Annotated in this window: 29 protein-coding genes, 1 tRNA gene and 7 pseudogenes; 20 read left to right on the forward strand and 17 right to left on the reverse strand. The window is 65.2% G+C overall.

Features of this window, described 5'->3' with window-relative positions; translation table 11 throughout:
* Window positions 1-762 precede the first annotated feature (762 nt).
* The 4 genes and pseudogenes from GBRO_RS26615 to GBRO_RS26000 form a co-directional block, all read left to right on the forward strand.
* Window positions 763-1,197: pseudogene (locus tag GBRO_RS26615) on the forward strand (cation transporter); the annotation flags it as partial.
* Window positions 1,198-1,246: 49 nt separating this feature from the next.
* Window positions 1,247-1,708 carry a helicase associated domain-containing protein gene (locus GBRO_RS13280; RefSeq protein WP_012834431.1) on the forward strand — a complete coding sequence of 154 codons (462 nt, stop codon included), beginning with the start codon at window positions 1,247-1,249 and terminating at the stop codon, window positions 1,706-1,708.
* Window positions 1,708-2,376: a helicase associated domain-containing protein gene (locus GBRO_RS13285; protein WP_005179528.1), complete on the forward strand. Its 669-nt coding sequence runs from the start codon at window positions 1,708-1,710 to the stop codon at window positions 2,374-2,376. Before GBRO_RS13280 ends, GBRO_RS13285 begins: the two co-directional genes overlap by 1 nt.
* Window positions 2,331-2,452 (forward strand) — tRNA-Leu (locus GBRO_RS26000). Before GBRO_RS13285 ends, GBRO_RS26000 begins: the two co-directional genes overlap by 46 nt.
* 472 nt (window positions 2,453-2,924) lie before the next feature.
* On the opposite strand, the gene GBRO_RS13290 is transcribed toward GBRO_RS26000, so the two are convergent.
* Together GBRO_RS13290 and GBRO_RS13300 are read right to left on the reverse strand one after the other, a co-directional pair.
* Window positions 2,925-3,137, reverse strand: coding sequence for a hypothetical protein (locus tag GBRO_RS13290; protein ID WP_005179525.1), 213 nt, complete (start codon window positions 3,135-3,137; stop codon window positions 2,925-2,927).
* Window positions 3,138-3,653: 516 nt separating this feature from the next.
* Window positions 3,654-4,016, reverse strand: coding sequence for an Rv2640c family ArsR-like transcriptional regulator (locus GBRO_RS13300; protein ID WP_005179521.1), 363 nt, complete (start codon window positions 4,014-4,016; stop codon window positions 3,654-3,656).
* Window positions 4,017-4,113: 97 nt separating this feature from the next.
* On the opposite strand from GBRO_RS13300, the gene GBRO_RS13305 reads away from it, so the two are divergent.
* Window positions 4,114-4,599, forward strand: a complete 486-nt coding sequence (locus tag GBRO_RS13305) for an ArsI/CadI family heavy metal resistance metalloenzyme (protein ID WP_005179519.1) — start codon at window positions 4,114-4,116, stop codon at window positions 4,597-4,599.
* Between the two features lie 22 nt (window positions 4,600-4,621).
* Here the strand turns inward: GBRO_RS13305 and GBRO_RS13310 are convergent, their stop codons facing one another.
* From GBRO_RS13310 to GBRO_RS13330, 5 genes are read right to left on the reverse strand one after another with little or no spacing between them, the layout of a single operon-like run.
* Entirely contained in the window at window positions 4,622-5,032 is a 411-nt protein-coding gene (locus tag GBRO_RS13310) for an arsenate-mycothiol transferase ArsC (protein ID WP_005179518.1), read from the reverse strand.
* Window positions 5,029-5,454 (reverse strand): arsenate reductase ArsC, encoded by a 426-nt coding sequence (locus tag GBRO_RS13315; protein WP_012834432.1) that lies wholly within the window; start codon window positions 5,452-5,454, stop codon window positions 5,029-5,031. Before GBRO_RS13315 ends, GBRO_RS13310 begins: the two co-directional genes overlap by 4 nt.
* A gap of 41 nt (window positions 5,455-5,495) precedes the next feature.
* Window positions 5,496-6,179: an arsenate reductase ArsC gene (locus GBRO_RS13320; protein WP_005179509.1), complete on the reverse strand. Its 684-nt coding sequence runs from the start codon at window positions 6,177-6,179 to the stop codon at window positions 5,496-5,498.
* A complete protein-coding gene (arsB, locus tag GBRO_RS13325; RefSeq protein ID WP_005179505.1) occupies window positions 6,172-7,275 on the reverse strand; it encodes an ACR3 family arsenite efflux transporter in 1,104 nt (367 codons plus the stop codon). The genes GBRO_RS13320 and arsB (GBRO_RS13325) overlap by 8 nt, the downstream gene beginning before the upstream one ends.
* Window positions 7,272-7,634, reverse strand: a complete 363-nt coding sequence (locus tag GBRO_RS13330; protein ID WP_007240805.1) for an ArsR/SmtB family transcription factor — start codon at window positions 7,632-7,634, stop codon at window positions 7,272-7,274. The genes arsB (GBRO_RS13325) and GBRO_RS13330 overlap by 4 nt, the downstream gene beginning before the upstream one ends.
* 156 nt (window positions 7,635-7,790) lie before the next feature.
* Here GBRO_RS13330 and GBRO_RS13335 point away from each other — a divergent pair.
* Window positions 7,791-8,519, forward strand: a pseudogene (locus GBRO_RS13335) (DDE-type integrase/transposase/recombinase); the annotation flags it as partial.
* Between the two features lie 204 nt (window positions 8,520-8,723).
* On the opposite strand, the gene GBRO_RS13340 reads toward GBRO_RS13335, so the two are convergent.
* Window positions 8,724-9,110 carry a hypothetical protein gene (locus GBRO_RS13340; protein ID WP_012834433.1) on the reverse strand — a complete coding sequence of 129 codons (387 nt, stop codon included), beginning with the start codon at window positions 9,108-9,110 and terminating at the stop codon, window positions 8,724-8,726.
* Window positions 9,110-9,748: a nucleotidyltransferase domain-containing protein gene (locus GBRO_RS13345; RefSeq protein ID WP_012834434.1), complete on the reverse strand. Its 639-nt coding sequence runs from the start codon at window positions 9,746-9,748 to the stop codon at window positions 9,110-9,112. The genes GBRO_RS13340 and GBRO_RS13345 overlap by 1 nt, the downstream gene beginning before the upstream one ends.
* Before the next feature lie 201 nt (window positions 9,749-9,949).
* On the opposite strand from GBRO_RS13345, the gene GBRO_RS26355 reads away from it, so the two are divergent.
* The 3 genes from GBRO_RS26355 to GBRO_RS13355 all read left to right on the forward strand — a co-directional run bounded on the left by GBRO_RS26355 (window position 9,950) and on the right by GBRO_RS13355 (window position 11,725).
* Complete coding sequence (locus tag GBRO_RS26355; protein ID WP_012834435.1) at window positions 9,950-10,108, forward strand: hypothetical protein; 159 nt, start codon at window positions 9,950-9,952, stop codon at window positions 10,106-10,108.
* 158 nt (window positions 10,109-10,266) lie between these two features.
* The gene (locus tag GBRO_RS13350; protein ID WP_227892894.1) at window positions 10,267-10,902 is read left to right on the forward strand and encodes an MFS transporter; all 636 of its coding nucleotides are present in this window, start codon (window positions 10,267-10,269) and stop codon (window positions 10,900-10,902) included.
* A gap of 286 nt (window positions 10,903-11,188) precedes the next feature.
* Complete coding sequence (locus GBRO_RS13355) at window positions 11,189-11,725, forward strand: AAA family ATPase (protein WP_012834437.1); 537 nt, start codon at window positions 11,189-11,191, stop codon at window positions 11,723-11,725.
* Window positions 11,726-11,759: 34 nt separating this feature from the next.
* Here GBRO_RS13355 and GBRO_RS13360 read toward each other — a convergent pair whose 3' ends face one another.
* Window positions 11,760-12,161: a VOC family protein gene (locus GBRO_RS13360; RefSeq protein ID WP_012834438.1), complete on the reverse strand. Its 402-nt coding sequence runs from the start codon at window positions 12,159-12,161 to the stop codon at window positions 11,760-11,762.
* Between the two features lie 76 nt (window positions 12,162-12,237).
* Between GBRO_RS13360 and GBRO_RS13365 the strand changes: the two genes are divergently transcribed.
* On the forward strand, window positions 12,238-12,816 hold the full coding sequence (locus GBRO_RS13365) for a TetR/AcrR family transcriptional regulator (RefSeq protein ID WP_012834439.1): 579 nt from the start codon (window positions 12,238-12,240) through the stop codon (window positions 12,814-12,816).
* 119 nt (window positions 12,817-12,935) lie between these two features.
* On the opposite strand, the gene GBRO_RS13370 is transcribed toward GBRO_RS13365, so the two are convergent.
* Window positions 12,936-13,583 (reverse strand): hypothetical protein, encoded by a 648-nt coding sequence (locus GBRO_RS13370; RefSeq protein ID WP_012834440.1) that lies wholly within the window; start codon window positions 13,581-13,583, stop codon window positions 12,936-12,938.
* A gap of 150 nt (window positions 13,584-13,733) precedes the next feature.
* On the opposite strand from GBRO_RS13370, the gene GBRO_RS13375 reads away from it, so the two are divergent.
* Together GBRO_RS13375 and arsB (GBRO_RS13380) are read left to right on the forward strand one after the other, a co-directional pair.
* Window positions 13,734-14,105: an ArsR/SmtB family transcription factor gene (locus GBRO_RS13375; protein ID WP_012834441.1), complete on the forward strand. Its 372-nt coding sequence runs from the start codon at window positions 13,734-13,736 to the stop codon at window positions 14,103-14,105.
* Window positions 14,102-14,901: pseudogene (arsB, locus tag GBRO_RS13380) on the forward strand (ACR3 family arsenite efflux transporter); the annotation flags it as partial. The gene GBRO_RS13375 and the pseudogene arsB (GBRO_RS13380), both read left to right, overlap by 4 nt.
* Window positions 14,902-15,357: 456 nt before the next feature.
* On the opposite strand, the gene GBRO_RS13385 reads toward arsB (GBRO_RS13380), so the two are convergent.
* Complete coding sequence (locus tag GBRO_RS13385; protein ID WP_012834443.1) at window positions 15,358-15,744, reverse strand: VOC family protein; 387 nt, start codon at window positions 15,742-15,744, stop codon at window positions 15,358-15,360.
* A 59-nt stretch (window positions 15,745-15,803) separates the two neighbouring features.
* On the opposite strand from GBRO_RS13385, the gene GBRO_RS13390 reads away from it, so the two are divergent.
* The 5 genes and pseudogenes from GBRO_RS13390 (at window position 15,804) to GBRO_RS27755 (ending at window position 19,807) form a co-directional block, all read left to right on the forward strand.
* The gene (locus GBRO_RS13390) at window positions 15,804-16,523 is read left to right on the forward strand and encodes a TetR/AcrR family transcriptional regulator C-terminal domain-containing protein (RefSeq protein ID WP_012834444.1); all 720 of its coding nucleotides are present in this window, start codon (window positions 15,804-15,806) and stop codon (window positions 16,521-16,523) included.
* An 86-nt stretch (window positions 16,524-16,609) separates the two neighbouring features.
* Window positions 16,610-17,236 (forward strand): annotated as a pseudogene (locus GBRO_RS27750) (SMP-30/gluconolactonase/LRE family protein); the annotation flags it as partial.
* 143 nt (window positions 17,237-17,379) lie between these two features.
* Window positions 17,380-17,610 carry a hypothetical protein gene (locus GBRO_RS26360; RefSeq protein ID WP_052298273.1) on the forward strand — a complete coding sequence of 77 codons (231 nt, stop codon included), beginning with the start codon at window positions 17,380-17,382 and terminating at the stop codon, window positions 17,608-17,610.
* A 53-nt stretch (window positions 17,611-17,663) separates the two neighbouring features.
* Entirely contained in the window at window positions 17,664-18,905 is a 1,242-nt protein-coding gene (locus GBRO_RS13400; RefSeq protein WP_012834445.1) for a glucose-1-phosphate adenylyltransferase family protein, read from the forward strand.
* 124 nt (window positions 18,906-19,029) lie between these two features.
* Window positions 19,030-19,807, forward strand: a pseudogene (locus GBRO_RS27755) (tat pathway signal sequence).
* A 41-nt stretch (window positions 19,808-19,848) separates the two neighbouring features.
* Here GBRO_RS27755 and GBRO_RS13410 read toward each other — a convergent pair.
* On the reverse strand, window positions 19,849-21,033 hold the full coding sequence (locus GBRO_RS13410) for a cytochrome P450 (protein WP_012834446.1): 1,185 nt from the start codon (window positions 21,031-21,033) through the stop codon (window positions 19,849-19,851).
* 154 nt (window positions 21,034-21,187) lie between these two features.
* Between GBRO_RS13410 and GBRO_RS13415 the strand changes: the two genes are divergently transcribed.
* Complete coding sequence (locus GBRO_RS13415; RefSeq protein WP_012834447.1) at window positions 21,188-21,736, forward strand: TetR/AcrR family transcriptional regulator; 549 nt, start codon at window positions 21,188-21,190, stop codon at window positions 21,734-21,736.
* Between the two features lie 11 nt (window positions 21,737-21,747).
* Here GBRO_RS13415 and GBRO_RS13420 read toward each other — a convergent pair whose 3' ends face one another.
* The 3 genes from GBRO_RS13420 to GBRO_RS13430 all read right to left on the reverse strand — a co-directional run bounded on the left by GBRO_RS13420 (window position 21,748) and on the right by GBRO_RS13430 (window position 23,106).
* On the reverse strand, window positions 21,748-22,185 hold the full coding sequence (locus GBRO_RS13420; protein WP_012834448.1) for a VOC family protein: 438 nt from the start codon (window positions 22,183-22,185) through the stop codon (window positions 21,748-21,750).
* A 91-nt stretch (window positions 22,186-22,276) separates the two neighbouring features.
* On the reverse strand, window positions 22,277-22,708 hold the full coding sequence (locus GBRO_RS13425) for a PPOX class F420-dependent oxidoreductase (protein ID WP_012834449.1): 432 nt from the start codon (window positions 22,706-22,708) through the stop codon (window positions 22,277-22,279).
* A 65-nt stretch (window positions 22,709-22,773) separates the two neighbouring features.
* Window positions 22,774-23,106 (reverse strand): MFS transporter, encoded by a 333-nt coding sequence (locus GBRO_RS13430; RefSeq protein ID WP_083775594.1) that lies wholly within the window; start codon window positions 23,104-23,106, stop codon window positions 22,774-22,776.
* Window positions 23,107-23,153: 47 nt separating this feature from the next.
* Here GBRO_RS13430 and GBRO_RS27540 point away from each other — a divergent pair.
* Window positions 23,154-24,078 (forward strand): annotated as a pseudogene (locus GBRO_RS27540) (MFS transporter); the annotation flags it as partial.
* Between the two features lie 15 nt (window positions 24,079-24,093).
* Here the strand turns inward: GBRO_RS27540 and GBRO_RS27055 are convergent.
* Window positions 24,094-24,348, reverse strand: a pseudogene (locus GBRO_RS27055) (MFS transporter); the annotation flags it as partial.
* A gap of 234 nt (window positions 24,349-24,582) precedes the next feature.
* Here GBRO_RS27055 and GBRO_RS13440 point away from each other — a divergent pair.
* Window positions 24,583-25,137, forward strand: a complete 555-nt coding sequence (locus GBRO_RS13440; RefSeq protein WP_012834450.1) for a DUF4334 domain-containing protein — start codon at window positions 24,583-24,585, stop codon at window positions 25,135-25,137.
* Window positions 25,138-25,140 lie beyond the last annotated feature (3 nt).

Raw genomic sequence — 25,140 nt, forward strand, 5'->3', positions numbered from 1 at the left:
TGATCGCAACTACATGCACTAGTAGTTGGGAAGGCTATTGCGATAGGCACTCAATCTGCCCGTGTTACTGCTGTGACCTGTGAGGCCTATGGTTCGAGCGGAGGGCTACCGCTGTGGCCCCATGCGCACCTAGCGTGGGGTGCTGCGCTCCTGTCCGCCGCGCCCATCTCTGGAAGGTCTCCCGGCATGCCTATGTCGTCCATCACCCGTCGCCGCGACGAGAAGAAGCCTTGCCTGAGGCTGGGGGTCGCGGGGATTGTTGCTGCGGTTCTGCTGAGCTTCTCGGTCGACGCTCGAGCGCGAGCCGATGCGGATGACACCCACGTGGCCCAGCAGTTCGCTCAGCTGGTCGCTGAGACGATCTCGGCATCGTTGGGCGGGCTGGCGATGGGAGCCCTGGCCGACGAGATTCGAACTGTGAGCACATGTCTGAGTGATCGAGCGCGGCCAGTCGAGCCGTCGGTGCCGACCGATGATCCCATCACTGCAGTGGGATGCTTTGCCGCCGTACTCAGTGCGGGACGAGCAGCTGCCGAACTGGTTGTCGACGCACTACCGATCGGGCGGTTGCTGGCGCTTCTGGCATTGGAGATGCGCCCCCACGATCCCGCGGCCCCGCATCCCGCACCGACCGGTCGATCCCCGTTCTCGGCGCCGTCACCCGGGGCGGTGGTCGCTCCGACGAATGGTCGAATCACCTCTACTTTCGGTGACGGCCGAGGGCACCAGGGTCTGGATATCGGCAACGACCTGGGGGCACCGATTTTCGCGGTCACCGACGGCGAAGTGATCAACTCTGGTCCTGCCCAAGGCTTCGGATTGTGGGTCCGTATCCGGCATGCCGACGGAACAATCACTACCTACGGCCACAATCCCGAACGGCGGGAGAGAGTCGCGCTGCGGGTCATCGCGTTCTCGTTCTTCGCGTTGGCCGCGTACGTGAGCGTCGACTCGATCCGCACGCTGCTGGGAGTGGGTAGCGAGGCCGAGCATTCCTCGATCGGCATCGTGTTGGCCGCGGTTAGTTTGGCGATCATGCCGTTGCTGTCGTGGGCGGAACGCCGCGCAGGTCGCGAGCTCGGCTCGGTGAGCGCTGTCGCCGACTCGAAGCAGACGCTGCTGTGCACCTACCTGTCGGCGGTGTTGCTGGTCGGTTTGTTGCTCAACAGTTTGTTCGGATGGTCGTTGGCGGATCCGCCGTATCGAGACCGAGTTCCCGGACTGGCGGTGGAACGTACGGGAGGCGATGTTCGACGTCGGCCTGGCGCATCTGCGCCGCTACGTCGCCACCCATGGGACGAGCCGCGTGGGTTACGACGAGGTGGTCGACGGATTCCCGTTGGGGCAGTGGACGAGGGATCGTCGCGCCGACTTCCGCACAGGCCGACTGTCTGCGGAGCGGATCGAGGTGTTTGAGCGCGAATTCCCTGACTGGCAATGGACCCCTCAGACCGCAGTATTCGCAGCCGCGTTCGAGACCGGGATCGGGCACCTGCATCGGTATGTCGCCGCGCACGGCACCCCCAACGCCCCCCGGCGTGATGTGATCGACGGATTCCCGATCGGCACCTGGATCCAGAGCCGCCGCGCCGACTACCGCAAAGGCCGGTTGTCGGCCGAGCGGATCCGCCGTATCGAGACCGAGTTCCCGGACTGGCAGTGGACCATCCGAACCAGCTCGACTCAGGGCACGATCGGTGGCCTGTAATGGGTGGTCCTGATGACCGACGGTTCGAGGTCGGGCTCGCGCATCTGCATCGCTACGTCGCCGCACAGGGTTCGAGCTCTCCCCCGCGCGGCGCAAGGATCGACGGGTTCCCGATCGACGTGTGGGTGGCCAGCAGACGCACCGACTACCGCAAGGGCCGACTGTCGGCCGAGCGGATCGAACGGCTCGCGACCGAGTTCCCGGACTGGCAGTGGAGTGTGCGCGACGCGCAGTTCGACGTCGGCCTGGCGCATCTGCGCCGCTACGTCGCCGCACATGGGACGAGCACCGTGAGTCAGCATGAGGTGTTCGACGGATTCGCCCTCGGACAGTGGGTGACGAATCGTCGCGCCGACTACCGCAAAGGCCGACTGTCGGCGGAGCGGATCGAGGTGTTTGAGCGCGAGTTTCCTGACTGGCAGTGGTCGCCTCAGGCCACGGCGGCGGCCGCCGCATTCGAGGTCGGGATCGCGCACCTGCATCGGTATGTCGCCGCGCACGGCACCAGCAACGCCCGAAATCGGGCGGTGATCGAAGGATTCGCGATCGGACAGTGGGTCGCCAACCGCCGCGCCGACTACCGTAGAGGTCAGCTCGCCACCGAGCGGATCCGCCGCATCGAGGCCGAGTTCCCGGACTGGCAGTGGACCGCACAACGCCGCTCCTGATCCGACATACGGCGCGCGGTGAGGCAACGGATTCAAAACCCGTCCAGTGTCAGTTCGAGTCTGACCGGGGGCACCAGGGCCCTCGCAGGCAAGCGCACATCGCTCGCACCAAATTCTCCTGGGAAACCTATTGATCTCCGGCATGTGACGTGCTAAGTTTCACATCCCTCTTTCTATGAGGGCTTCCCTCCAACTCTGAGGGTCTGATTGTGGTCACAGGTCCAGGCGGAGCTATATCCGCACCCAGGGCCCACGTGGTTCAGCCACTCAGACCTTCGGAAGGGGGTGAAAATGGAAGCGATGGTCATCCTCGGGATCATCCAGATCCTCATCGCAACAGCCCATCTCGTTGTAGACATCCTCAGCTAGCCCCAGCGAGGGGGCCGGGCACTCGCCCGGCCCCTCGCCTCGCCTGGCGGCATCCTTCGTGGAAAGGCTTGCGTACCGACAAAACCCCGGGCTGCGAATCGCCCACCTGCACAACGCAACCACGATGGCCCTGTGGCAACCGACCCGCCGGGGAGGGCGGCAGCGCAGCGCCAGCGGAGTCAGCTCGTGGCTTCCCCGAGTCGTTCGACCTGTCCGCCAACCTCGTCGGCGTACGCCTGAGCCTCGGTCGCCTCATTGTCGGTGTAGACCCGGACGTCTGCCGGCCTACCGGCCGGCCGCACGATCAACGTCAGCTCCCCTATCGCGACGCGACCGCGTTTAGGTGCGACGCGATTGGTGGGCCCGGCCCCGGCATCGTTGTTCTCGGTCATCGCTCGGCGGCGTCCTGTCTCGGTTGCAGCGCCTCGGGCGGCACCCACATGGTGATCGTGGCCGAGGAGACGCGGTTGGCGCTCTCGACTGGCATCTGACATATCCCGCGCCAGAGGCCGTTTGAAGTTTGGAGCCACGCTAAGAGAAGCGCGTTCATGGTGGGTTCGATCCGGGCACCGGATGCGCGGACTCGCAGTGACACTCCCCCACCGGCGGCATACGAGCGTCCGCAGGACGGGTCAGCGATCGCCATGTCGATCAGCACGGGCCTCGGTGGGTCGACCACGCGTAGTGTTCGGGTGTCGGGCCAGTGGTCGAACATGCCATCAGTGTCATCTCGCAAGACATCGGTGACAGTTCTGCATCAGGCCATAGGTGACAGAGTGAGGGGTCTTGGTGGTGACACTTCTTCATTTGGTTTCCGCCACGCACCGCTATGTGCCTTGCGTTGCGTGGCGCGGTTGCCTATGAGGGGGGCCTGACGCAGGTGCTCAACTGACCGCGCCTGCGACGGTTCAGCAGCACCCCGTGATGGCGCTGAGAACGCTGCGCAGCGCTTCCAACGACTCTGGCCGGGCACGGTAGTAGACGTTCATCCCTCGTCGGTCAGGTGCGACCATGCCGGCCTTGCGGAGCTGCCCCAGGTGGTGGCTCGTGGTGGCCTCGGTGAGGCTGACCGCGGTCGCGAGGTCGCAGGTGCAGATCCCCTCACCGGTGTCAGTGAGCAGAATCGAGACGAGTTTGATCCGGACCGGATCGGCCAGCGCCTTGAGCCGCAGAGCGATTTCTAGGGCGGTGTCGTCATCGAGAGGGGCCGCCGACACGGGCGCACAGCAGATCGGGGCACTGATGTCGACCATCGGCAGGGCCTTCGGCATGACCCGACCATACCCTGGTACTTGACATATGTCGAAAAGGTGGCACCCTGCAGGTGTCAGTAGTTCGATATATGTCTCACAGGTGAAGGTGATGGTCATGTCCCGTATGCAGCTCGCGCTCAATGTCGATGATCTCGATACCGCGATCGAGTTCTACTCCAAGCTGTTCAACACCACCCCGGCCAAGCGCAAGCCGGGATACGCCAACTTCGCGATCGTCGAGCCGCCACTGAAGCTGGTGCTGCTGGAGAATCCCGGCCAGGGCGGCACGATCAACCATCTCGGCGTCGAGGTCGAGTCGAGCGAGAAGGTGCACGCCGAGATCGCCCGGTTGTCCGGGGAGGGTCTGTTCACCCAGGAGGAGATCAACTCCACCTGTTGTTTCGCGACGCAGGACAAGGTGTGGGTGACCGGGCCGGCGAAGGAGAAGTGGGAGGTCTACACCGTGCTGGCTGACTCCGAGACGTTCGGGACCAGCCCGAAACTGTTGGAACAGAACGCCACCGAGGACGCCGAGCAGGGTTCGGTGTGCTGCGGCGGCAACGCCGCAGACCAGGCCGAGGCGCGCACAGCCTGCTGCTGACAGCCTCGGTTCGCGTTCTCGCCTACCGCGCGATGCGGTCGGCGAGGGCGCGGATCCGGTTGGTGATGTCGTCGCGGATCAGCCGCATTCGTTCGATACCGTCGATGCCCCGTCCGGAGGGTTCGTCGGTGTCCCACACTTCGAGGGCGACGCCGTCGGGTGGGGTGACCTCGGCGGTGCCGACCACCACGACCAGGTCCACGGCTTGCATCAGTTCATCGGTGAGTTGCCGCGGCTGATGTCCGACGACGTCGGCGCCGACTTCGGCGAGTACCTGGGCGGACAGTTCGTTGACCTGGCCGCCGATTTTCGCGTTGGTGCCGGCTGAGGATGGGGTGATCCGGTCGGTGACTGTCGGTGTGAGGTGTTCGGCCATCACCGATTTGCCGCGGTTGGACACGCACACGAACAACACCTGCGGTGGTGTGCTCATTGGCCGACCTGCTGGTCGGCGGGTACCAGTTCGTCGAGGAGGTTCGCGACGAGTCCGCGGATCTGATCGCGGATGGGGCGGACCGCGTCGATGCCTTGGCCGGCTGGGTCGTCGAGAGCCCAGTCCCGGTAGCTGACGCCGGGGAACACCGGGCACGCATCGCCACAGCCCATGGTGATCACGACGTCGGAGGATTCGACGGTGTCGGGGGTGAGGATCTTCGGTGACTGTGCGGAGATGTCGATACCGACTTCAGCCATCGCCTCGACCGCGGCCGGGTTGATGGAGTCGGCGGGAGCAGATCCGGCGGAGCGGACCTCGACGCTGCCCTGGCTCAAGGCGGTGAGGAAACCGGCGGCCATCTGCGAGCGGCCAGCGTTGTGGACACACACAAATAGCACCCTAGGTCGAGATGTAGACATGAGACACAAGCCCTTTCAGCTGTGAAGGAACATCAGATACGTCACACACGTTCGGTGGTGAGTTCGGTGAGAAGACCACGAACTCGGGCGTCAAGATCGTCGCGGATCGCGCGAACCTCGTCGAGGGGACGGCCCTGGGGGTCCGCGACCGTCCAGTCCAGATAGCGTTTGCCGGGATAGATCGGACACGCGTCGCCGCAACCCATGGCTACGACCACGTCGGCGGCGGCGACTACATCGTCGGTGAGCGGTTTGGGGTACTGCGTGCCCATGTCGACGCCGATCTCGGTCATTGCTTCGACGACGGTCGGGTTGATCGAGTGCGCGGGGGCTGACCCGGCGGAGCGCACGTGTACCCGCCCGGCGGCGTGGTGGGTCAACAATCCGGCGGCCATCTGTGAGCGGCCGGCGTTCTGGACGCAGACGAACAGAACTTCGGGCACATCCTTGGGCACCGATCCATCGGACTGGGCCAGGGCGCGTAACCGATCAGCCGCGAACCTGCCCGCCAAGGTCGTCAGGTGCGCATGCACCCGGGAGGTGCGCCGTAAGGCGGTGTAGGACTCGAACACACAGCGTTCCACCGTCTGGCGAGACACCACCCCCTCATACTTGGCGGCCAGGTCAGCGGCGGTACGGGCGAGCACGGCATGGGGCATCAACAGTTCGGGCTGCGCGCGGTGTTCACTGCGACTTAGCTGCTCGTCCAACAGATCCTCAGGCATCGCGAGCCGGCTCCTTCGACACATCCGGGCTGGAGGCAGTGGTTGGGGTGGTGAAGCGTTTCCGCAGTGCCAGGGACACGTACACGAGGGCGACGAGGACGGGGACCTCGATGAGTGGTCCGATGACTCCGGCCAGGGCCTGGCCGGATGTTGCACCGTAGGTGGCGATCGCGACGGCGATGGCGAGCTCGAAGTTGTTGCCCGCGGCGGTGAACGCCAGCGTGGTGGTTCGCGCATACCCCAGCCCCATCGCGGCCCCGAGCACGAACCCACCGCCCCACATCACCGCGAAGTAGATCAGCAGCGGCAGAGCGATCCGCACGACGTCCCACGGCTGCGACGTGATCTGCTCACCTTGCAACGCGAACAGGATGACGATGGTGAACAGCAACCCGTAAAGGGCCCACGGCCCGAGACGCGGCAGGAACGAGGACTCGTACCAGTCGCGGCCTTTGGTTCGCTCGCCGATGCGGCGGGTGAGGAAGCCTGCGACCAGGGGTATACCGAGGAAGATCAGCACCGACTTCGCGATCTGCCACGGCGAGGTGTCGATGGTGGTCTGCTCCAGGCCCAGCCATCCGGGCAACACCGAGAGGTAGAACCAACCCAGCACGGCGAACATGACCACCTGGAACACCGAGTTCAGTGCGACGAGAACAGCAGCGGCTTCGCGGTCGCCGCACGCCAGGTCGTTCCAGATGATGACCATCGCGATGCATCGGGCCAGGCCGACGATGATCAGTCCGGTCCGGTACTCCGGCAGATCCGGGAGCAGGAGCCAGGCCAGCGCGAACATCAACGCCGGTCCGATGATCCAGTTCAACGCCAACGACCCGAGTAGCAGGCGACGATCACCGGTGACCGAGTCGAGTCGGTCGTAGCGCACCTTGGCCAGCACCGGATACATCATGATCAGCAATCCGAGGGCGATCGGCAGCGAGATGCCGTCGAGCTCGACCGCCGCCAAAGTGTCACCCAGGCCGGGGACGACTCGACCGAGCAGCAGTCCGGCGACCATCGCGGCGCCGATCCACACCGGCAGAAACCGGTCCAGCGTCGACAACTTGCCCGCGACCGCGGTGTCGGTGGCGGTCACTGGTCGGCCTCACACGACCGCGTTTCCCCCACGACCGTGGCGAGATCGCCCAGCAGGCCCGACAGTTGTTGCAGCGCTTCGGTGTTCACCCGGTAGTACACCCAGGTCGCGCGGCGCTCGCTGGTCACCAGACCCGCCTGGCGCAGCACCTTCAGATGGTGCGAGATCGTCGGCTGCGACAGCTCGAACGGCCCGGAGATGTCGCACACGCACGCCTCGCCGCCCGGATGCGCAGCGACCTCCGACAGCAACCGCAGTCGAACCGGATCAGCGAGTGCCTTCAACAGTGGGGTGACAGCCCCGGTCTCGTCGCTACTGAGGCCGCGGCCGGGTGGCAGCAGGAGATTCTTATTCGACACGCGTCAATATTGACACACGTCGATGCAGGCGACAAGGTGGCCGACCTGGAAGCAGGCTTGCGCTTTCGCGTTGGTGTCCACGACAAGCAACCGGTTGGGCTCCGATCGAACCGCCATCCTCGGGTCAGCTCACGTGCCGCATTCAACGCTCAGACGGTGGCTGTTAATGAACCTATCGACCCTGTCGTCCGGCTAGCTATCTCGCAGTGGCCTGATGATGCACCCCGCGGAGCGGTCTCAACATTCTGCGTCGAACACGGAATTTCTCGAAAGTCGTTCTACGAGCTGCGTAAACGCGCCAAAGTCGAGGGGCCCGCGGCAGCCCTCGAACCGCGGACCCGCCGCCCAAAGTCGAGCCCGTCAGCGCTCAGGGACGAGGTCAAGTCACAAGCGGTGGCGGTGCGCGCCGCCTTGGAAAGGTCGGGTCTGGACCACGGACCGATCAGCGTGCACGACAAGATGCGGTCGATGGGCATGGCACAGGTCCCCTCGACAGCATCGCTGGCCCGCATCTTCCGCGATGCCGGAGTAGCCCGGCGTGAACCGAAAAAGAAGCCCCGCTCGGCGTGGCGGCGGTTCGTCTATCCCGCACCGAATGCGTGCTGGCAACTCGACGGCACCGAATACGTTCTGACCGGCGGACGTACGTGCGTCATCCTGCAACTGATCGACGATCACTCTCGCTACGCCGTGGGCTCCCACGTGGCCGCCGGTGAGACCTCCGACGCCGCGATCGCGGTGTTCGACAAGGCGGTGACCGCTCACGGCGTGCCCCAGCGACTCCTCACCGACAACGGGCCCGCTTTCAACCCCTCACGCCGCGGCCGCATCGGTCAACTCGTCGAACACGCCCACGCGCTCGGAGTCGAAACAATCACCGGCAAGCACGCAGCGATCGAGTATGCAGGGCTACGTCCCGCGATCGACACCTGAACGCACTGGCCGTCATCGCGAACACATCGACGGACACGCAGACGACGACCCGACTACCCCATTCGCTCGCGTGAACGACAATCTACATCGGCCGTCTGCGTCGGCTCCTCGACCCCATCATCATCGCTCCGGTCCCAGAAGCGCCAACAGCGCGCGCTACCCGCGACTGGCTAGCGCCAGTCTGGCTGCCTCAACTAGGTGTTGCGCTGCACGGGTCATCCGCTTGAGCTCCGCAGAAGTTAAGTGCTGATGCGTATACGCAGCCTTGTTCTTCAGATTCAGCAGCGTGTTCAGATGTCGCTCGGACCCACTGTCCGCACGCTTCAGCAGGGCCGCCGCCTCGGCGTGGTTCCCGGTGTTGGAATGCACGCCGAGGCGAAGGCAGCAGATTACGTCCGAGGCTGCGACGCCGGCATCGACATACAGGTCCCCAGCGGCGTTGGGCATCTCATCTCCGAGGTGGCCCGCAGCATCGAAGAACTCATTCGCCTTCGACATCCGCCCAGCGATGATCACGGCGTCACATGTGCGCTGCGACGCCATCAGAACCTCCCCGAGGCCTGGCGCAGCTGTGCGTTGAACCAAGACCGCGTTCCCGCCACGGTGAGGCCGTGCTTCGCCACGTCCAGAAGCAGAGGTTCTCCGGCGGCGGCCGCGGCGCGAAACTCGTCCGCACCGTACTCAACTATGCGACCGTCGTTGCCGGTCCACGCAGTAATACGTCTGGCAACCTCGGTCGCGCGCTGCTCCCACAAATCACTGGCCTCGTGGTCCGAATCGCTGCGCACCAGAATCAGGTCGATGTCGCTATCGAGCCGCATATGCCCTGTCGCTGCCGACCCGAACACCGCGGCGTAGCGCAACGTTTCACCCCACTCGTGGAGATGCACTTCGAGGCGGTTCAGAAACTCGGCGTTGAGCCGCGCCAGCGCCATGATCGGCTCTGCAGCAAGGTGTTCGGTGTTGAGGCGATAGGTGTTTGTCCGACCCACCTGGTCGTGCAACACCACGCCCTGGATGGCGAGTCGATTGAGGACCTTGCGGATCCCTTCAGCCGATACCGTGGTCAGGATGCGATGGACCTGGCTGATCGTGAATGTAGCGTCTGCGGACGCCAAGACCGCGAGTACATCTCCGTCCAGGGTCGGCGTTACCGTGCCCAACGGCTTGTTCAATTGCACGACCGACAACCCCTCTCCCGGCAACTAAAGTTGGAGTAGTACCACTATAGTGGTACTAGGTTTGGATTGGCCACAATGTCGTGCGGAAGCCGGTACGGAGGAAGCTCAGAGGGTGTTCGTACGAGGCCTGCGACGACCGCAATCTGCTCCCCCGCATCCGACGTCGGTTTGACGGCGCCATGCCCGGGGTACACGGCCCGTGTGACGAGCAAAGAGACAGACCCCCACACCGAGAACGTCGGCACCAGCCCCGAGGGTGTCGAGTCCGACGTACAGTCCGATCCTGCCGAAGGCGAGCAGTCCGGCGACTGGTCCGGCGAGGGCGGTGCCACCCCGCAGGGTCCCGCGACCGACAACTGAACGGAGTGGCCGCTATCGCGAACACATCGACGGACACGCGAACGTCAACACGAATACCCCGTTCGCTCGCGTGGACGGCACTTGTCTTATCGGTCCTCCAGGTACTGGCACCTGTCATCCCCTTTTCCGGCTTTGGCGCTCGGCCCAACGAGGCAACGGTGGACTTTCTGATCACCCCGAGCGGATACACCTTCTCGATCTGGTCGGTGATCTATGTCCTCTCCATCGTTGTGTGCGTGGCGTTGGTCGCCCACCACCAAACCGGTGTGCAGGCCGGCACCAGGATCGTCGTCGACTTGTCGATCGCTTTTGCGGGAGCGACGACCTGGATCCTGTTCTCCGCAGCGGAATGGACGTGGATCACCTCGATCGTCCTCACCGTGATGACGCTGGTCCTACTCGACGCCGCTCGGCTCGCCGCCGGCCCCGACGATGCCTCTGGTCACAGCATGATCCGTACACTGGTACGCGTCCTGATCGGCATCTATGCAGCGAGGGCTACGGCAGCGGTCTTCCAGAACTGGGCGTCGGACATCGGTACCGCCGGCGCCGATCCCACCGCGCTCGGATGGCAACTCACCATCCTCATACTCGACGCAATCGTGGGAATCGTCGTCACCGGCCTCGTCGGCGCACCGCTGCCGTTCTATCCCCTGACGCTGATCTGGGCGTTGACAGGCATCGTCGTCGCCGGGTGGTCGGTGACGATCGAGGTGGTGATCGCCTGCCTTGTCGCGATCGTTCTGGTCATAGCCGCGTACCTAGCGTCGAGGAATCGAACCGCACTCGTTTGACAGTGCGGCTCAATGTGTTTCGCCCGTTCGGACCCGGCTCGTCGAACCAACACCGCAACAGATCTCCGACTACCGGGCACAACAGGAGATCGCCCGGCGAACGATCCACATCACCGCGCCCCTGCGCATTCCGGCTACACGGTTCCCTAGCGCGGGCAACGGATCGCCGTCGACCTCGACGAGCCTGATGCCCAGATCAGCCGCCGGCCGCCCGGCTCAGCCGGACTCGTCACGGGTGTCACGCCAAGTCCGCGAAGCGGTCCCCGACCGACGTATTAGGAGAGATATGCATCGACACTCGCGCGCTGTCATACTGTCGGGCTGCTCCGGAGGCGGCAAATCCACTGTGCTGCAACCCTTGGCAGCGCGCGGATTCGCCACCGTCGCTGAGCCCGGCCGGCGAATCGTTCGCCACGAACTCAGGACCGGCGGAGAGGCGTTACCGTGGCTGGACCCGTCACATTTCGCTCGGCGCTGCATCCAGCTGGCACGCACGGACCTTGGCGGCCACGACGACAGCCGGTGGCGCTTCTTCGACCGTGGCCTGGTCGACGTCGACACCGCGTTGCGGCACCACGAGGGCGTCGGCGCCTGCACGGTCGACGAGCTCAAGAGCTATCACCACCGAGTCTTCCTGACACCGCCCTGGCGAGCGCTCTACGCCGTTGACGATGAGCGTCAGCTGGGGTTCGCCGAGGCCGTCGACGAATACTCGCGACTTCTCAATGCTTATCGGGGACTCGCTTACACCGTCACCGTGCTGCCGAAGGTGGATGCCGCCCAGCGCGCCGACATGATCCTCACCGAGTTGGAACTCATCTGAATCCGCTCCGTCACCGCACACCGGTGCTCGCATCTCACTGGTAGGCGTCGGCGTACTCCCCCGACGGCGCGATCGGCTGGATCACGTCGAGCAGCACACCATCTGGTGCCGCGACGATGAAGTGACGCTGCCCAAAATCTTCGCTGCGGATCGGCAGCACGCACTCGACGTCGCCTCGGGACGTGAGCTTGTCGTGCATCGCGTCGACGTCCTCGACCTCGAGGTTCACGATCACGCCTTTCGGAAGCGCGCGGTAGTCCCCCGGCACCGTCGGGTGATCGTGGGCAAGGATTGCGAGCTCAAAGGCGTCGAGCCGCAGGCTGACGTACCAATCGGTTTCGAACGTGGTCTGGAATCCGAGTAGATCCCGGTAGAACCCGGCGGCCGCGCCGACGTCGCTCGACATGAGGACGGGATAGAAGCCGGTAGCAGACATGATTCCTCCGTTTACGTACGATGCGTATGTATCGCCGTTCACTATACATACGCAACGTACGTAAAGGTAGGTGCTCATGCCCCGCGCCAGTGCCGTCGACGCCGCTCGCACCGCCCAGCGGGTTCTCGAGTTCGCGACCGCGCTCTTCGCCGAGAGAGGTTTTCGCGAGGTATCGCTCGCGGACGTGGCGCTGGCCGCCGGCGTCACTCGCGGAGCGGTCTATCACCACTACGGAAGCAAGGCCAAGCTGTTCGCCGCTGTAGCGGCTCACCTGCAAGCGCGCGTTGCCGAAGCAGTTGTCGCCGCGGCAGATGCGGCTGGATCGTCGCCGACAGACCAGCTGCGCAGCGGGTCTCACGCCTTCCTGGACGCGATAACGACCGGCGACGCAGTACGGGTCTTGCTGATCGACGCTCCCGCGGTGATCGGCTGGCAGGAGTGGCGACGCCTCGACGCCCAGAACTCGGCAACACATCTGAGCGACGCCTTGAGCAGTGCGGGGGTTCCGACCGACCTGCTCGACGCCACAACCGCACAACTCTCCGGAGCGATGAACGAAGCCGCACTCTGGATTGCGCAGGAAGACGACTCCACGCATGCCCGCGTCCGCTCACACGTCGTCCTCGACCGGCTGATCGATGCCTACCTGACGTAGGTCACGCCATTGCTATGGCGAAGTCAGAGCCTCGAAACACCCGACGATACAACCTGTTCCGCATGCCCGAGCTCACGGCGCGATCAGCACGAAGTCGACCGAAGACGATCCGGCATCTGTCAGTTCAGACCCGACGGCACGACCTTGCCGTTGACCGTCACGGTGACCTCGCCGGTCGTGGTCTTCTCGGCGATCTCGCCGTGCTCGAAGGTGACCACGCGATGGTCGCCTTCGGTGATCAGGTCGCTCACGGGAACGCCCAGCGGTCCAGGTGAACCGTTCTTGCCCGTGATGGACGGTGTGCCGTCCGGTGCGCGTTCGGTGTTCCACGCGTCCCGGATCTTGCCCGAGGTGATGATGTAGGCCGGGGTGCCCGGCGTGTTGTTCTTCGCGATGATCACCCCGCCCTCGAACTGCTGGAACACTGCACCACTCTCGCGGGTCCCGGCATTGCGGTCACCGGTCAAGGGCTTCCCGAGCGATGACTTCTGGGCCGCGGTCGCCGTCGCGTACTTGACCGCCAGCGGGCCACTCAACGTCACCTCCACATCGTCGCGCCCGGTAATGGTGACCTTGGTGGGAGCCGTTCCTGTCGGGCTCTGGGCGACCGTCCCGGAGGTCGCGTCGCCACTCGGCGCAGCCACCGACCCAACCTGCGACGCGGCGGATTCTCCTGAGTCATCGCCCCCGCATGCGGCCACGATCAGCGTGACGGCGCACAGTCCGGCGACGACAACTGCGGACCGGTGAGAATCAAGCTGCCTCATACCCTCCCCCTCGAACTGTCGCGATTGTCGGTCCGGAGCGGATACCGGACACCCGGGCCGACTCTATCCGCACCATGACACGACCGCTGTTGCGATCCTCGAGATGCCACCCCTTTTGTCACTTACTTCGATATCGGTCAATATAGAGAGATGTCGAATCAAAATGGCGCTGTGCGGTGTATACCGCTCGCCCGCGAGCCGCTGTCCGACGAACGGGCCGACGGCCTGTCGCGGATGTTCAAGGCCCTGGGCGACCCGGTGCGTTTACGACTGCTCAGCCTCGTCGCGAGTCATGCGGGCGGGGAAGCATGCGTCTGCGACATCTCCGCATCCTTCGACGTGTCCCAACCGACGATCTCTCACCACCTCAAGGTACTGCGCTCCGCCGGGTTGCTCGATTGCGAGCGCCGCGGAACGTGGGTGTATTACTGGGTCATTCCTTCTGCGCTGCAACAGTTGTCGACGGTCCTCGCCGATCCGTCACAGTCGCAGAGTCTCCCCACGACGACAGCACGCGCGTGAGTCACGAGACGCGCACGCGGCACGCACCCGAGGTGGCCGGCAAGCTGTCCACCCTCGACCGGTACCTGCCGGTCTGGATCGGTGTCGCCATGGCCGTGGGCCTGCTGGTGGGCCGCTTCGTCCCGGGCATCGACACCGCCCTCGATGCGATCACCGTCGACGGTATCTCGCTGCCGATCGCTCTCGGATTGCTGATCATGATGTATCCGGTGCTGGCCAAGGTGCGCTACGACCGCCTCGACACGGTCACCGGCGACCGCCGTCTGCTCGTCGGATCGCTCGTGCTCAACTGGATCGTGGGGCCGGCGCTCATGTTCACCCTGGCGTGGCTGCTGTTGCCAGATCTTCCCGAGTACCGCACCGGCCTGATCATCGTCGGGCTGGCGCGCTGCATCGCGATGGTCATCATCTGGAACGACCTGGCCTGCGGCGACCGGGAAGCCGCTGCGGTCCTGGTGGCCATCAACTCGATATTCCAGGTGATCATGTTCGCGGTGCTGGGCTGGTTCTACCTCTCGGTGCTTCCGGGGTGGCTCGGGCTGCAACAGACCACCATCGATACCTCGTCGATTCAGATCGCCAAGTCGGTGCTGATCTTCCTCGGGATTCCCCTGCTCGCGGGCTACCTGTCGCGCAGATTCGGCGAACGCGCCAAAGGCCGCCAGTGTACGAGGATTCGTTCCTCCCGAAGGTCGGCTCGTGGGCACTGTACGGCCTGTTGTTCACGATCGTCGTATTGTTCGCCCTGCAAGGCGAACAGATCACCGCGCACCCGGGCGATGTCGCGCGTATCGCGCACCTTCGGGGCCCACGACGGCTCGCCGGGCCTACCGATCACCTGGTGGAGCCTGGTGGCCGGCGACTTGCGTATCCCCCATTTCCTCGGCCTCCACGCGATGCAGGTGTTGCTGGTGACGGCATGGCTGCTCCTGATGGCCTCACATCGACGACCATGGCTGCGCGACGATGATGTGCGTGCACGGCTTGTCTGTATCGCCGGCGCCGGATGGGCTGCGGCAGTGGCCATCACGCTGTCACAGGCCCTCCGCGGACAGTCGATCGTCCACCCCGACGCCGCAACGCTCGTGATGGCCACATGTGTTGCGAGCGTAGGTGTTGCCGCTGTTGCGTTCAGCGTGCGGTCAGCCCGAAGGTCTGCTCCGTTTGCATGTGGTGAAGCGCCGAGCGACACGCATCTGTCGGTGCGCTGACCGTCGCGCGCGTGACACGCGCATCCGCGCCGGGACGCGGCCTACCCGGCATCCACCCACTGCACGAGTTGCCAGATGAGTCCATTCGGATCGGCGAACTGACAGAACCTCTCGCCCCACGGCTCGGTTTCCGGTGGTGTCACCACCTGCGCGCCACCGTCCCGCAGCCGCCCGTATTCCGCGTCGACGTCATCGACGACGAACACCAGCAGAAGCCCCTGCCCGGCCGACCCGGCGATCTGCGCGGGTTTGAACGTCGGCAGCCCCGTGGCAAGGAAAATCACGTTCACACCGGCGGACGGATGCGCCAGTGACACAAAGCCTTCGGCAGCCATCTGTTCGGTGAAGCCGAAGTGTGTGCGGGCGAAATCGGCGGAGGCTGCGACATCGTCGACGTTGAGCGACACGGCGGTTTGGTTGATCTGCATCTGAACTCCTTGGACGGTAAACTACGTACACTGTACGTGAATTGTGGAAGGGGTGCCGTATGCCCAAGTCGCTGGTCGACCTGTTGTGGCGGGACAGCCCACACGCGCCGGTCGCCGGCAGCCGTGGACCACGTTCGAGACGTTCGCTCTCCGACGTTGTCGACGGTGCCGTGACCCTCGCCGACGCATCGGGACTCGACGCGCTCACCATCCGCTCGCTCGCCGAGGCCTTGGGCATATCAGCGATGTCGATGTACACCCACATCAACACCCGCGACGATCTCCTGGTCCTGATGGCCGACACCGCGCATGCCCGGATGGCTCTCCCACCCTTCGGACGTGCGGGCTGGCGCGCCCGCGTGACACGCGTCGCCGAGTCGAATCGTCAACTGTTCGTGACCCATCCGTGGCTACTACACGTCACCGATCAGCGCGTCGCCCTGGGACCGGGGACAATTGCCAAGTACGACCACGAACTCCACGCCTTCGACGGCACCGGCCTAACGGACGTCGACCGGGACGCGGCGCTGACCTTCGTGCTGAACTTCGTCGCCGCGGGCGCGGCGGCGCAACTCCGTCCGGCACAGGACTTCGATACGATCTGGGCCGAGTCGGCGGCGAGACTGGAACGCTATGTGGGCCAGTCCCATCCCCTGGCCCGTCGGATCGGTCAGGCCGCCGGTGAGGCGATGGGGGCACCCTACAGCGCGACCCGCGCGTGGATATTCGGCCTGCAGCGGGTATTGGCCGGGTTGCGCGAGATCATCGAGGCCGACTGACGTCACCGCTCGAGCAGTCATCCGGCGTGGCGAGTCAGCCGCTGCGACGGTCGATGTGCGCCTCGCCCGAGGTTAGACTTCTGGTCATGTTCGGCAAGCCGCCGCTCGACCCGGCGAGGCGTCACGTTGCGGCCGCTCCGGCGCTGCCGACCCCGACCCGCGCCTTCCCTGAGGCGCATCTGATCCCATTGCCGGGAACCGATCCCGAGGATGTGGTCGTCGGAACCGACGGCATGCTCTACTGCGGCCTGGCGGGCGGTGCGATCGTGCGCGTACACCCGGACACGCACCGGAGCGCCATCGTCGCGACCACCGGCGGGCGACCACTCGGGCTCGAACCACACGGTGACGGCCTCCTGGTCTGCGATGCCCACCGGGGACTACTGCGCGTCGACCCAGCCACCGGGCACGTGGCGACGCTGGTAGCGCACGTCGACGGATCTCCCCTCCGGTTCTGCTCCAATGCCGCTGTGGCGCCTGACGATTCGATCTGGTTCACCGAATCATCGACGCGCTTCGGTTTCGCACACTTCATGGGCGCATTCATGGAACACCGCCCGTCCGGACGGCTGTTGCGTCGCGACGCCGACGGCACCGTCGCGGTGGTGCTCGAGAACCTCGACTTCCCCAACGGACTGACATTGACCCCCGCCGGCGACGCCCTGATCCTCGTGGAGACCGCCGGCTACCGCATCAGCCGCATCGACCTGGCCGCCCCGCAGAACCCTCCGCACGTCCTGGCCGACAACCTGCCGGGCTTCCCGACAACCTGTCCGTCTTCCGTGACGGCCGCGCATGGGTCGCCTTCACCAATCCGCGCAGCCGCGACCTGGACCGCTCCGGGCAACTGCCTGCTATGGCCCGCAAACTCATCTGGCAGCTCCCTGAGCGCTGGATCCCGGCTCCCGACGACATCGTGTGGCTGCGCGCCATCGACACCGACGGTCGCGTCGTCGAGGACCTGCACGCGGTGCGCCCCGACTACGAGATGGCGACCGGCGTCGTCGAACATGGTGGACGTCTCTATGCAGCCGGTCTGCGACGGTCGTCGCTGCTGTGCCTGGACCTGCGCGACACCGCAACCTGAGCCGGGTCCGGCGATTATCGGGCACAATGTCCGATTTGCGGCACACTGGGCCGATGGGACGAAACGATGTGGTCGCGATCGTGCAGGCCGGTGGACGGGGTTCGCGGATGGAGGTGCTCACCGAACGCCGGGCGAAACCGGCTCTGCCGTTCGGTGGGAATTACCAGCTCATCGACTTCTCACTGTCCAACCTGCACCACAGTGGCATCGACGACGTGTGGCTGTGCGTGCAGTACCTGGCTGATTCACTGCTGCAGGAGGTGGCGGGCGGGCGGCCATGGGATCTCGACCGCACCCGCGGCGGCCTGCGCGTGGTATTGCCGGAGGAGTCCGACGACGAGGACACCGAGGACGGATTCGCGACCGGGAACGCCGACCTGCTCTATCGTATTCGCGATCGCATCGCGGCCCGCGCGCCGTCGGCGGTCATCGTGATGAGCGCCGACCACGTCTACGACTTCGACCTCTCCGACGCGCTGCGAACCCACGTCGACTCCGACGCCGAATGCACTCTGGTCACCACCACATGCTCACTCGAGGAGGCCGCCAGCCACGCCACCGTGCGCACCCGCCGCGACGGCACGGTCAGCGAATTCCGGTACAAACCCGAGCGTGCATCCACACGCGTCATCGCGGCCGAGATCTTCATCTACCGGCCGGACGTCCTCATCGAGGGTCTCGAGGACCTCTATCCGTCCACGGTGGCCACCGGCGACGACGACTCCGACACCGGTCTCGGCGACTTCGGCGACCATCTCATCCCCTGGTTCGTCGACCGCGGAAAGACTGTGACACACCGGCTTCCGGGGTACTGGATCGATGCGGGACGTCCCGAGACCTATCTGCAGGCACACCGCGACCTGATCGACGGCACGATCGATCTGTTCCGGCCGTCGTGGCCGATACTCACCCGTCAGCCCCAACGCAACGCCGCCCGCATCGACGAGGGCGCCATCGTCGCCGACTCGCTGATCAGCAGCGGCGCGCGGGTGGCCGGGACGGTCCGGCGAAGCGTGCTCGGACCCGGCGTGGTGGTCGAGCGTGGTGCAGTGATCTCAGACTCGATCATCTTCTCCGACACCATCATTCGTTCGGGTGCCGAGGTGTCGTGGTCGATTGTCGACGAGCGGGTGCGCATCGGACCCGACGCCCGGGTCGGCGGCCGGCCGCGGACTCGTCCGGTACCCACCGACCGCATCACCTTGATCGGCATGGAGGCGCAGGTCACCACGGGCGCGCGAGTGGGCATGGGTGAGCGCCTGGCTGCCGGATCACGGCGCATCTCGGGAAACTGACGCCCGGGAACTCACAGGTTCTCCGCGGGCAAACCCACGTAGGGTGGCGCCCGTGCGCTTCACCCTTCTGCGAATCGCGACAGCTCCGCGAATCGCGGCTGTTGGGATCGCGGCCGCTGCCCTGATGGGTCTGGCCGCACCCGCTGCGACGTCGGCGGCGCCGCAGCATTCCGACGACGCGATCGCGGTGTCACTACCGGGTCGTCTCGCGGCGGCCGACGCCTACGCCGCGACGCGACCGGGGACCGTCGGCATCGTCGTGGTCGATCGTGTCACGGGTACGGTGATGGCCAACCGGTACGCCGACACACCCGTGTGGACCGCGTCGACCATCAAACTCGCTGTCGCCACCGACCTGCTGCGTCGCCAGCGAGCCGGCACCGTCCACCTCAGCAACACCGGCCGGGCCGACATGCACGCGATGCTCAACTCGTCCGACGACGCCGCGACCGATCGGCTGTGGTTCGCCTACGCCGGCCGCGACCATCGCACGTTCAACCGCGACTTCCGTGCCTTGGGATGACCGCCCTGCAACCACAGGCCGGTTTCACGTCTTACTACCCGTATTGGGGCTTTCAGAAGGACAGTCCGCGCGACCTGGCCCGGCTGGTCCGCTACGTGCTGGACCGCCCCGCAGCGGGCGACCGCGGATACCTCGTCGCGGAGATGCGCAACGTGGCGGGAAACCAACGATGGGGCATCCGCGCATTACCGGCGAACCTGGCACCGGCAACAAGAACGGTTGGTCCGACGAACAGGGTGGATCGGTGGTCAACAGCATCGGCTTCGCCGGCCACAACCAACGCTTCGTCGTTGCGATCATGAATTCGCTTCGCGGCCAGGGCAATCAGAACGACGGTCGGGCGACGGTCACCCACGTCGCCCGTGATCTCCTGAGCTGAGCGAGACACACTGCGCTTCGGGCGTCAGGTCCGCTGGCCACTCAGCCGGCGAGGATCAACGGCAATGTCGTGAGGCGTCGCACCATCAAACTCCGTTCCCATTGTGGGTCCGGCGAGGCCAGTCTGAATTCGGAGGTCGCGTCCAGTAGCTGAGCGATGCCCAGGCGCGCTTCCAGTCGTGCCAGTGGCGCACCGACGCATAGGTGAATTCCCTTGCCGAATGCCATGTGCGAGCGACGGTCGGATGGGTCGAGGCTGATCGAGTCCGCGTAGTCGAAGATTGCCGGGTCGCGATTGGCCGCACCCCACATGAGGTAGAGGTGCGATCCGGCGGGTAACGGTGTCTGACCGAGGGTGGTGTCGTTGACGACATGCCGATAGTGTCCGCGGAACGGCGACTCCAACCGCAGTACTTCCTCGACGAACACCGGTATGAGTTCGCGATCGGCTGCAAGTGCGGCCACAATATCCGGATGGCGCGCGAGCAGCCAGACCGACGTTCCCAGTAGGCTCACGGTCGATTCCGCGCCCGCCGCGACGAGTTGGATCAAGATCATCACCGCAGAGTCCTGATCGAGGTCGCCGCAATGAACCAGCCGCGCCAGATCTCTCAGTACATCGTCGCCGGGTTCGGCCAACGCCCGATCAAAGGCGGCTGTGAGATAGGCGCTGAGCTCACCGACCGCAGCGGTTGCCGACTCCAACTGATCGGCGGTGACCACACCGTCCAGGAGCACAGTGCTGGCAAAAGACCATCGAATGAGTTCGGCGATGTCGTATTCGGGCAATCCCAGCAGCTCGGCCACCACCGCCATCGGTAGACGTTGAGCGATGGACTCCACCCAGTCCACGCGATCCCCGACGACTCCTGTCGCCCACAGGTCCACCAACGTCTGCTCGATGAACGGTTCGAGCCGGCTGACCCGCCGGGCCGTCAACGACGGCATGATGATTCGACGATGCATCCGGTGGCGGGGATCGTCGGCGGTGGCCAACACATGCATCGAGGAGCCCAGTTCGGCGACCGGAAAGCCTGTGACTTGCCCGTCGTCGTGCCACACCATGGTCGCCGTGAGATTTGACGAGAAGTCATCGGTCCTGGCCACTGCTTCGGCTATCAGGTCCCAGGACGTCACCGCATAGAACTCCGAATCGCCGAATCGAGCGACCGGGTTGTTGTCGCGCAGGTCGGCGAGACCGGCATAGGGGTCATCAAGATCACGCATTCGACCAGGGTCGACGCAGTTCGAGGCGAGCGCAATGGCTTCTGGTCATGTCGAGACATCGACGATTCGGGTCGAGCCCGCCGGTTCGGTCCACCAAGTGGTGACCTGCGGGAATTGCTGAAACATTCTGCGAATATGTCTCATACTGAGACTGGTGGCTCAGGACTGGTTGGTCGGCGGGGTACGAGCGGATTCGGCGCGTAACCGACTGCTCGATGTCGCGGCGACCATCGTCGCCCAGCGCGGTATCGACCGCTTCGAGATCAACGACCTGGCCGCCCGTGCCCACTGTTCGCGTGCCACCGTCTACCGCCACGTGGGCGGCAAACAAGCGATTGTCGAGACCGTTCTGGGCGTCGCCTCGGTACACATCGTCGACACCGTTCGCGAAGCCGTCGTCTCGCTACACGGACCCGAACGCGCCCAGGTAGCCATCGAAGTCGCGCTGCGTGAGATCCGTGCAGATCCGGTGACGAGTCAATTTATCCGGTCCGGACGGTTCCTCGAGGGCACCCGCTTGGTGCTTCACTCGCCGGTGGTCGCGCGGATCGCCGCTGAACTCATCGACCTCGACCCCACCGACAATGTGCCGGCAGCACTGGCCGTCCGTTCGGTGCTGGCGCTGCTGATCTGGCCCGCGAGTACTCCTGAACTGGAGATACAGATGATCGAGGAACTGGCCGTCGCGGTATGTCGGCACTGACCCGCCGGCGCTCAGTCGAGGCAGAACTCGTTGCCCTCCGGATCGGCCATCACGATGTGACCGCCTGCCATCGGCGGCGCGGGTTCGTGGCGCTCGAGCCGACGACCACCGAGCCCGACGAGACGCTCGCACTCCTTCTCGAGGGCCGCTATCCGTTCGTCACCCGCGAGTCCGGGTGCGGCCCGGACGTCGAGGTGCACACGATTCTTCGCGGTTTTCCCTTCCGGTACTCGCTGGAAGAAGACGCGCGGTCCGCGCCCGTCGGGGTCGACAAGCGCCGACGCGTCGTTGCGGTTCTCCGGTGGCACCCCCAATGCCTCCAGCGCCGCCTCCCAGGAGTCGAATCCCGGTGGTGGATCCTGCAATCGGTAGCCGAGGACCTGCGCCCAGAAGTCCGCCAGCGCGGCGGGGTCTGCGCAGTCGAAGGTCACCTGGACTTCTCTGGACATCGGAATCCTCCTCGCGATTGGTCTCACCCCCACGTTGCCAGTGATCGCGGACAGTGACGGTCCTCGATGTGGTGGGCGATCGCGGCGACCTTCAGCGCAGCCGTGCGCCGTACACCTTGTGAACCTGCATCGTCATCAGCACGCGGCGATCGTCGACCATCGCCGCGCGGTACTCGTCCCAGTCGGGATGCTCGCCTGCGGCGCGGCGGTAGTAGTCCACCAGGGCCTCCACCTCGGGTCCGTGCGGGTCGTCGCCCGGACCGACGAGGGTGACCGCCCCTTCGGCGGTCGCCCAGGTGTACCCGTCGGAACTGGTGACCTCGAGTGCCGCCCGCGGATCGCGCCGCATGTTGGCGGTCTTGGCCCGCCCCTGGGCCACCGACACCAGGATCGTGTCGGTCGAGCGATCGTAGAAGGGCGTCACCGGTGACAGTTGAGGCATGCCGTCGGACTTGATGGTCGCCAGCACTCCGATTCGTGCGGTGCTGAGGAATTCGCGGGGGTCAAAGGCTGCAGGGGTCATGTGACCGTCAACCGGTGCTGCCATCCCGGCTATTCCTGCCAACGACGACACCGCGGCACCCTGTGCTATCGGACATCCGTTGTGAACAGATGTTCTTCGTCGGGTTCGCCAGAGCCGGTCATGGCAAGTACACGGGCGACGTTGTCGTGGTCGTAGGAGGTCCACCGGTCGCGATGCTGGCGCCGGTACTCCGACCACGACGACACGATGAACTGCTCGACGAAGCGGTCGGGCTCGTCGCCGCTGCGATAGAGCCGCCAGTTCCGTGCGCCGGTGCGGCGGCGTGATCGGGCCACGGCCGCCATCGCGTCGAGGAACTCGTCATGCCGCTCCTCAGCGACCCGATAGGTGGCGCTCACCTCCACCGGGCCGTCGTCGGGCTCGGGCTCGAAGATCAGCGTCGGGACCGGCCAGGCTGCTGAGTTCGACGCTGATCGGCGCGGTGATGGCGTTGCTGGTCTACACCGGTCACCTCGATCCCGCGGGGCTGCTCATCTTGACCTTCCTGCTCGGTGTGGGATCGTCGTTGTCCTCGCCGGCATTCCAGGCGATACAGCCGGAGCTGGTACCGCGAGATCAGATCCCGGACGCCGCATCGCTGGGCAGCGTGTCGGTGAATGCGGCTCGCGCGATCGGGCCGGCGCTGGCCGGTCTGATCTTCTCTTTCGGCGGCGCCGGACTCGTGTTCCTGCTCAACGCCATCTCCTATCTCGCTGTCGTGATCGCACTGTTGATGTGGCATCGACGGTCCCGTGATTCGACTATCGAACCCGAGCATGTGGGAGTCGCTCATCGTCGGGCTCCGCTACGTCTGGTCGGCGCCCATCGTGCGTCGCATTCTGCTGCGTTCGGCACTGTTCGCGGTTCCGGCCTCTGCTCTCTGGGCGCTGTTGCCGCTCGTGGTCGCTCATTCGTTTCACCTCGGTTCCACCGGGTACGGCCTGGTCCTCGGTGTGCTGGGGATCGGGGCGCTGATCGGTGTGGCGCTCATGCCGTGGGTGCGCACCCACATGTCGTCATCGCTGGTACTGGCTTCCTCGGCGTTGTTGTTCGCGCTGGGCACACTGGCTGCGGCGGTGTTGTCGTTGTGGCCGTCCCTGATGCTGTTCCTGCTCGCGGGGGTGGCCTGGATCGCGACGCTCACGACTCTGAACGCGGGCACTCAGCTGACGCTGCCGCAATGGGTGCGTGCACGCGGTATGTCGGTGTATCTGCTCGTCTTCATGGGGTCGCAGGGCATCGGATCGTTCCTGTGGGGAGCGGTAGGGTCGGCGATCGGCACACGGTGGGCACTGATCGTCGCAGCGATATGCCTGGTGATCGCCGCGGCGAGTGTCGTGGTGCTTCCGTTGTCGCCCGTCACCGGCACCCTGAGCCGGGAACTCATACACCGAGGTCACCACCAGCAGCCACTTGCGATCGAGGAGGTCGGCGAGGACTCCCGCGAGCAGGGACAACACGAGTGTCGGCGCGAGGCTGGCCGTCTGCGCCAGCGAGATCACCGTTGGCCCGGCGTGATTGTCCACCAGGAACCACTGGGCGCCGACGGATTGCATCCAGAGTCCGACATTCGACACGAGTTGCGCGATGAACAGATTGCGAAAGATGTTGTTCTTCAGCGGTTCCCAGGCGGATGCCATGCGCACTCCTCGGTTCGGCGGGCGTCACCGGCCCGCGACGTCGTGGTGCCGCGACCGCCATCGTCGACGATCCGATCGCGCCCGCGACTCCGCTTCGGCGAACGGTCAAGGAAGCGGCGTCCGCCGTCCCAGTCTGACAGGCCCGCGTCGTGACGCCTCGACAACTGCGTCACCCATCCAGTTGTCTTGGAACGTACACAAGTATTCGTTTCAAGCTCGCGTAGGATTCATGCCATGCAGTTGCCCGATCTGATGCCGACCGTCCCCTCCACCACCGCCGAGGCGCTGGAACTCTTCGACGCCTCGCCTGCCGTGGAACCCGACTTCATGATCGGCACCTGGCACGGCGCCGAGGTCCCGACCGGACATCACGTCGACGGCCTGCTCGCCGCCAGTGGGTGGTGGGGCAAACAGTTCATCGACGCTGAAACGGTGCATCCCCTCCTGTTCCGCACCAGCGACGGCACCGGGCTGTGGCCGATGAATCCCGTCCTGGCCTTCAGCGGCGTCGGGGTGTCCAAGAAGGTCCCGGCAATCAAGAATCACTCGTACGCCAAGACGATCGCCGCGACCCGTCGGCTCTACCAGACGCGGACGGCCCGGGCCCGGTTGCGCACCACCCGTTATCGCGGTGTCGACTCGGCGACGATGGTCTACGACCAGCTGCCGATCAACGATGTGGTCCACCGTCTTTCCGAGGACGCGGTGATCGGTGCGATGGACCTCAAGGGCTCGGACAAGCCGTACTTCTTCGTCCTCTGGCGCGACGCTTCACTGACGCTGGTCTAGGCA

Source organism: Gordonia bronchialis DSM 43247, from assembly GCF_000024785.1.
In the GTDB taxonomy this organism is placed as follows: domain Bacteria; phylum Actinomycetota; class Actinomycetes; order Mycobacteriales; family Mycobacteriaceae; genus Gordonia; species Gordonia bronchialis.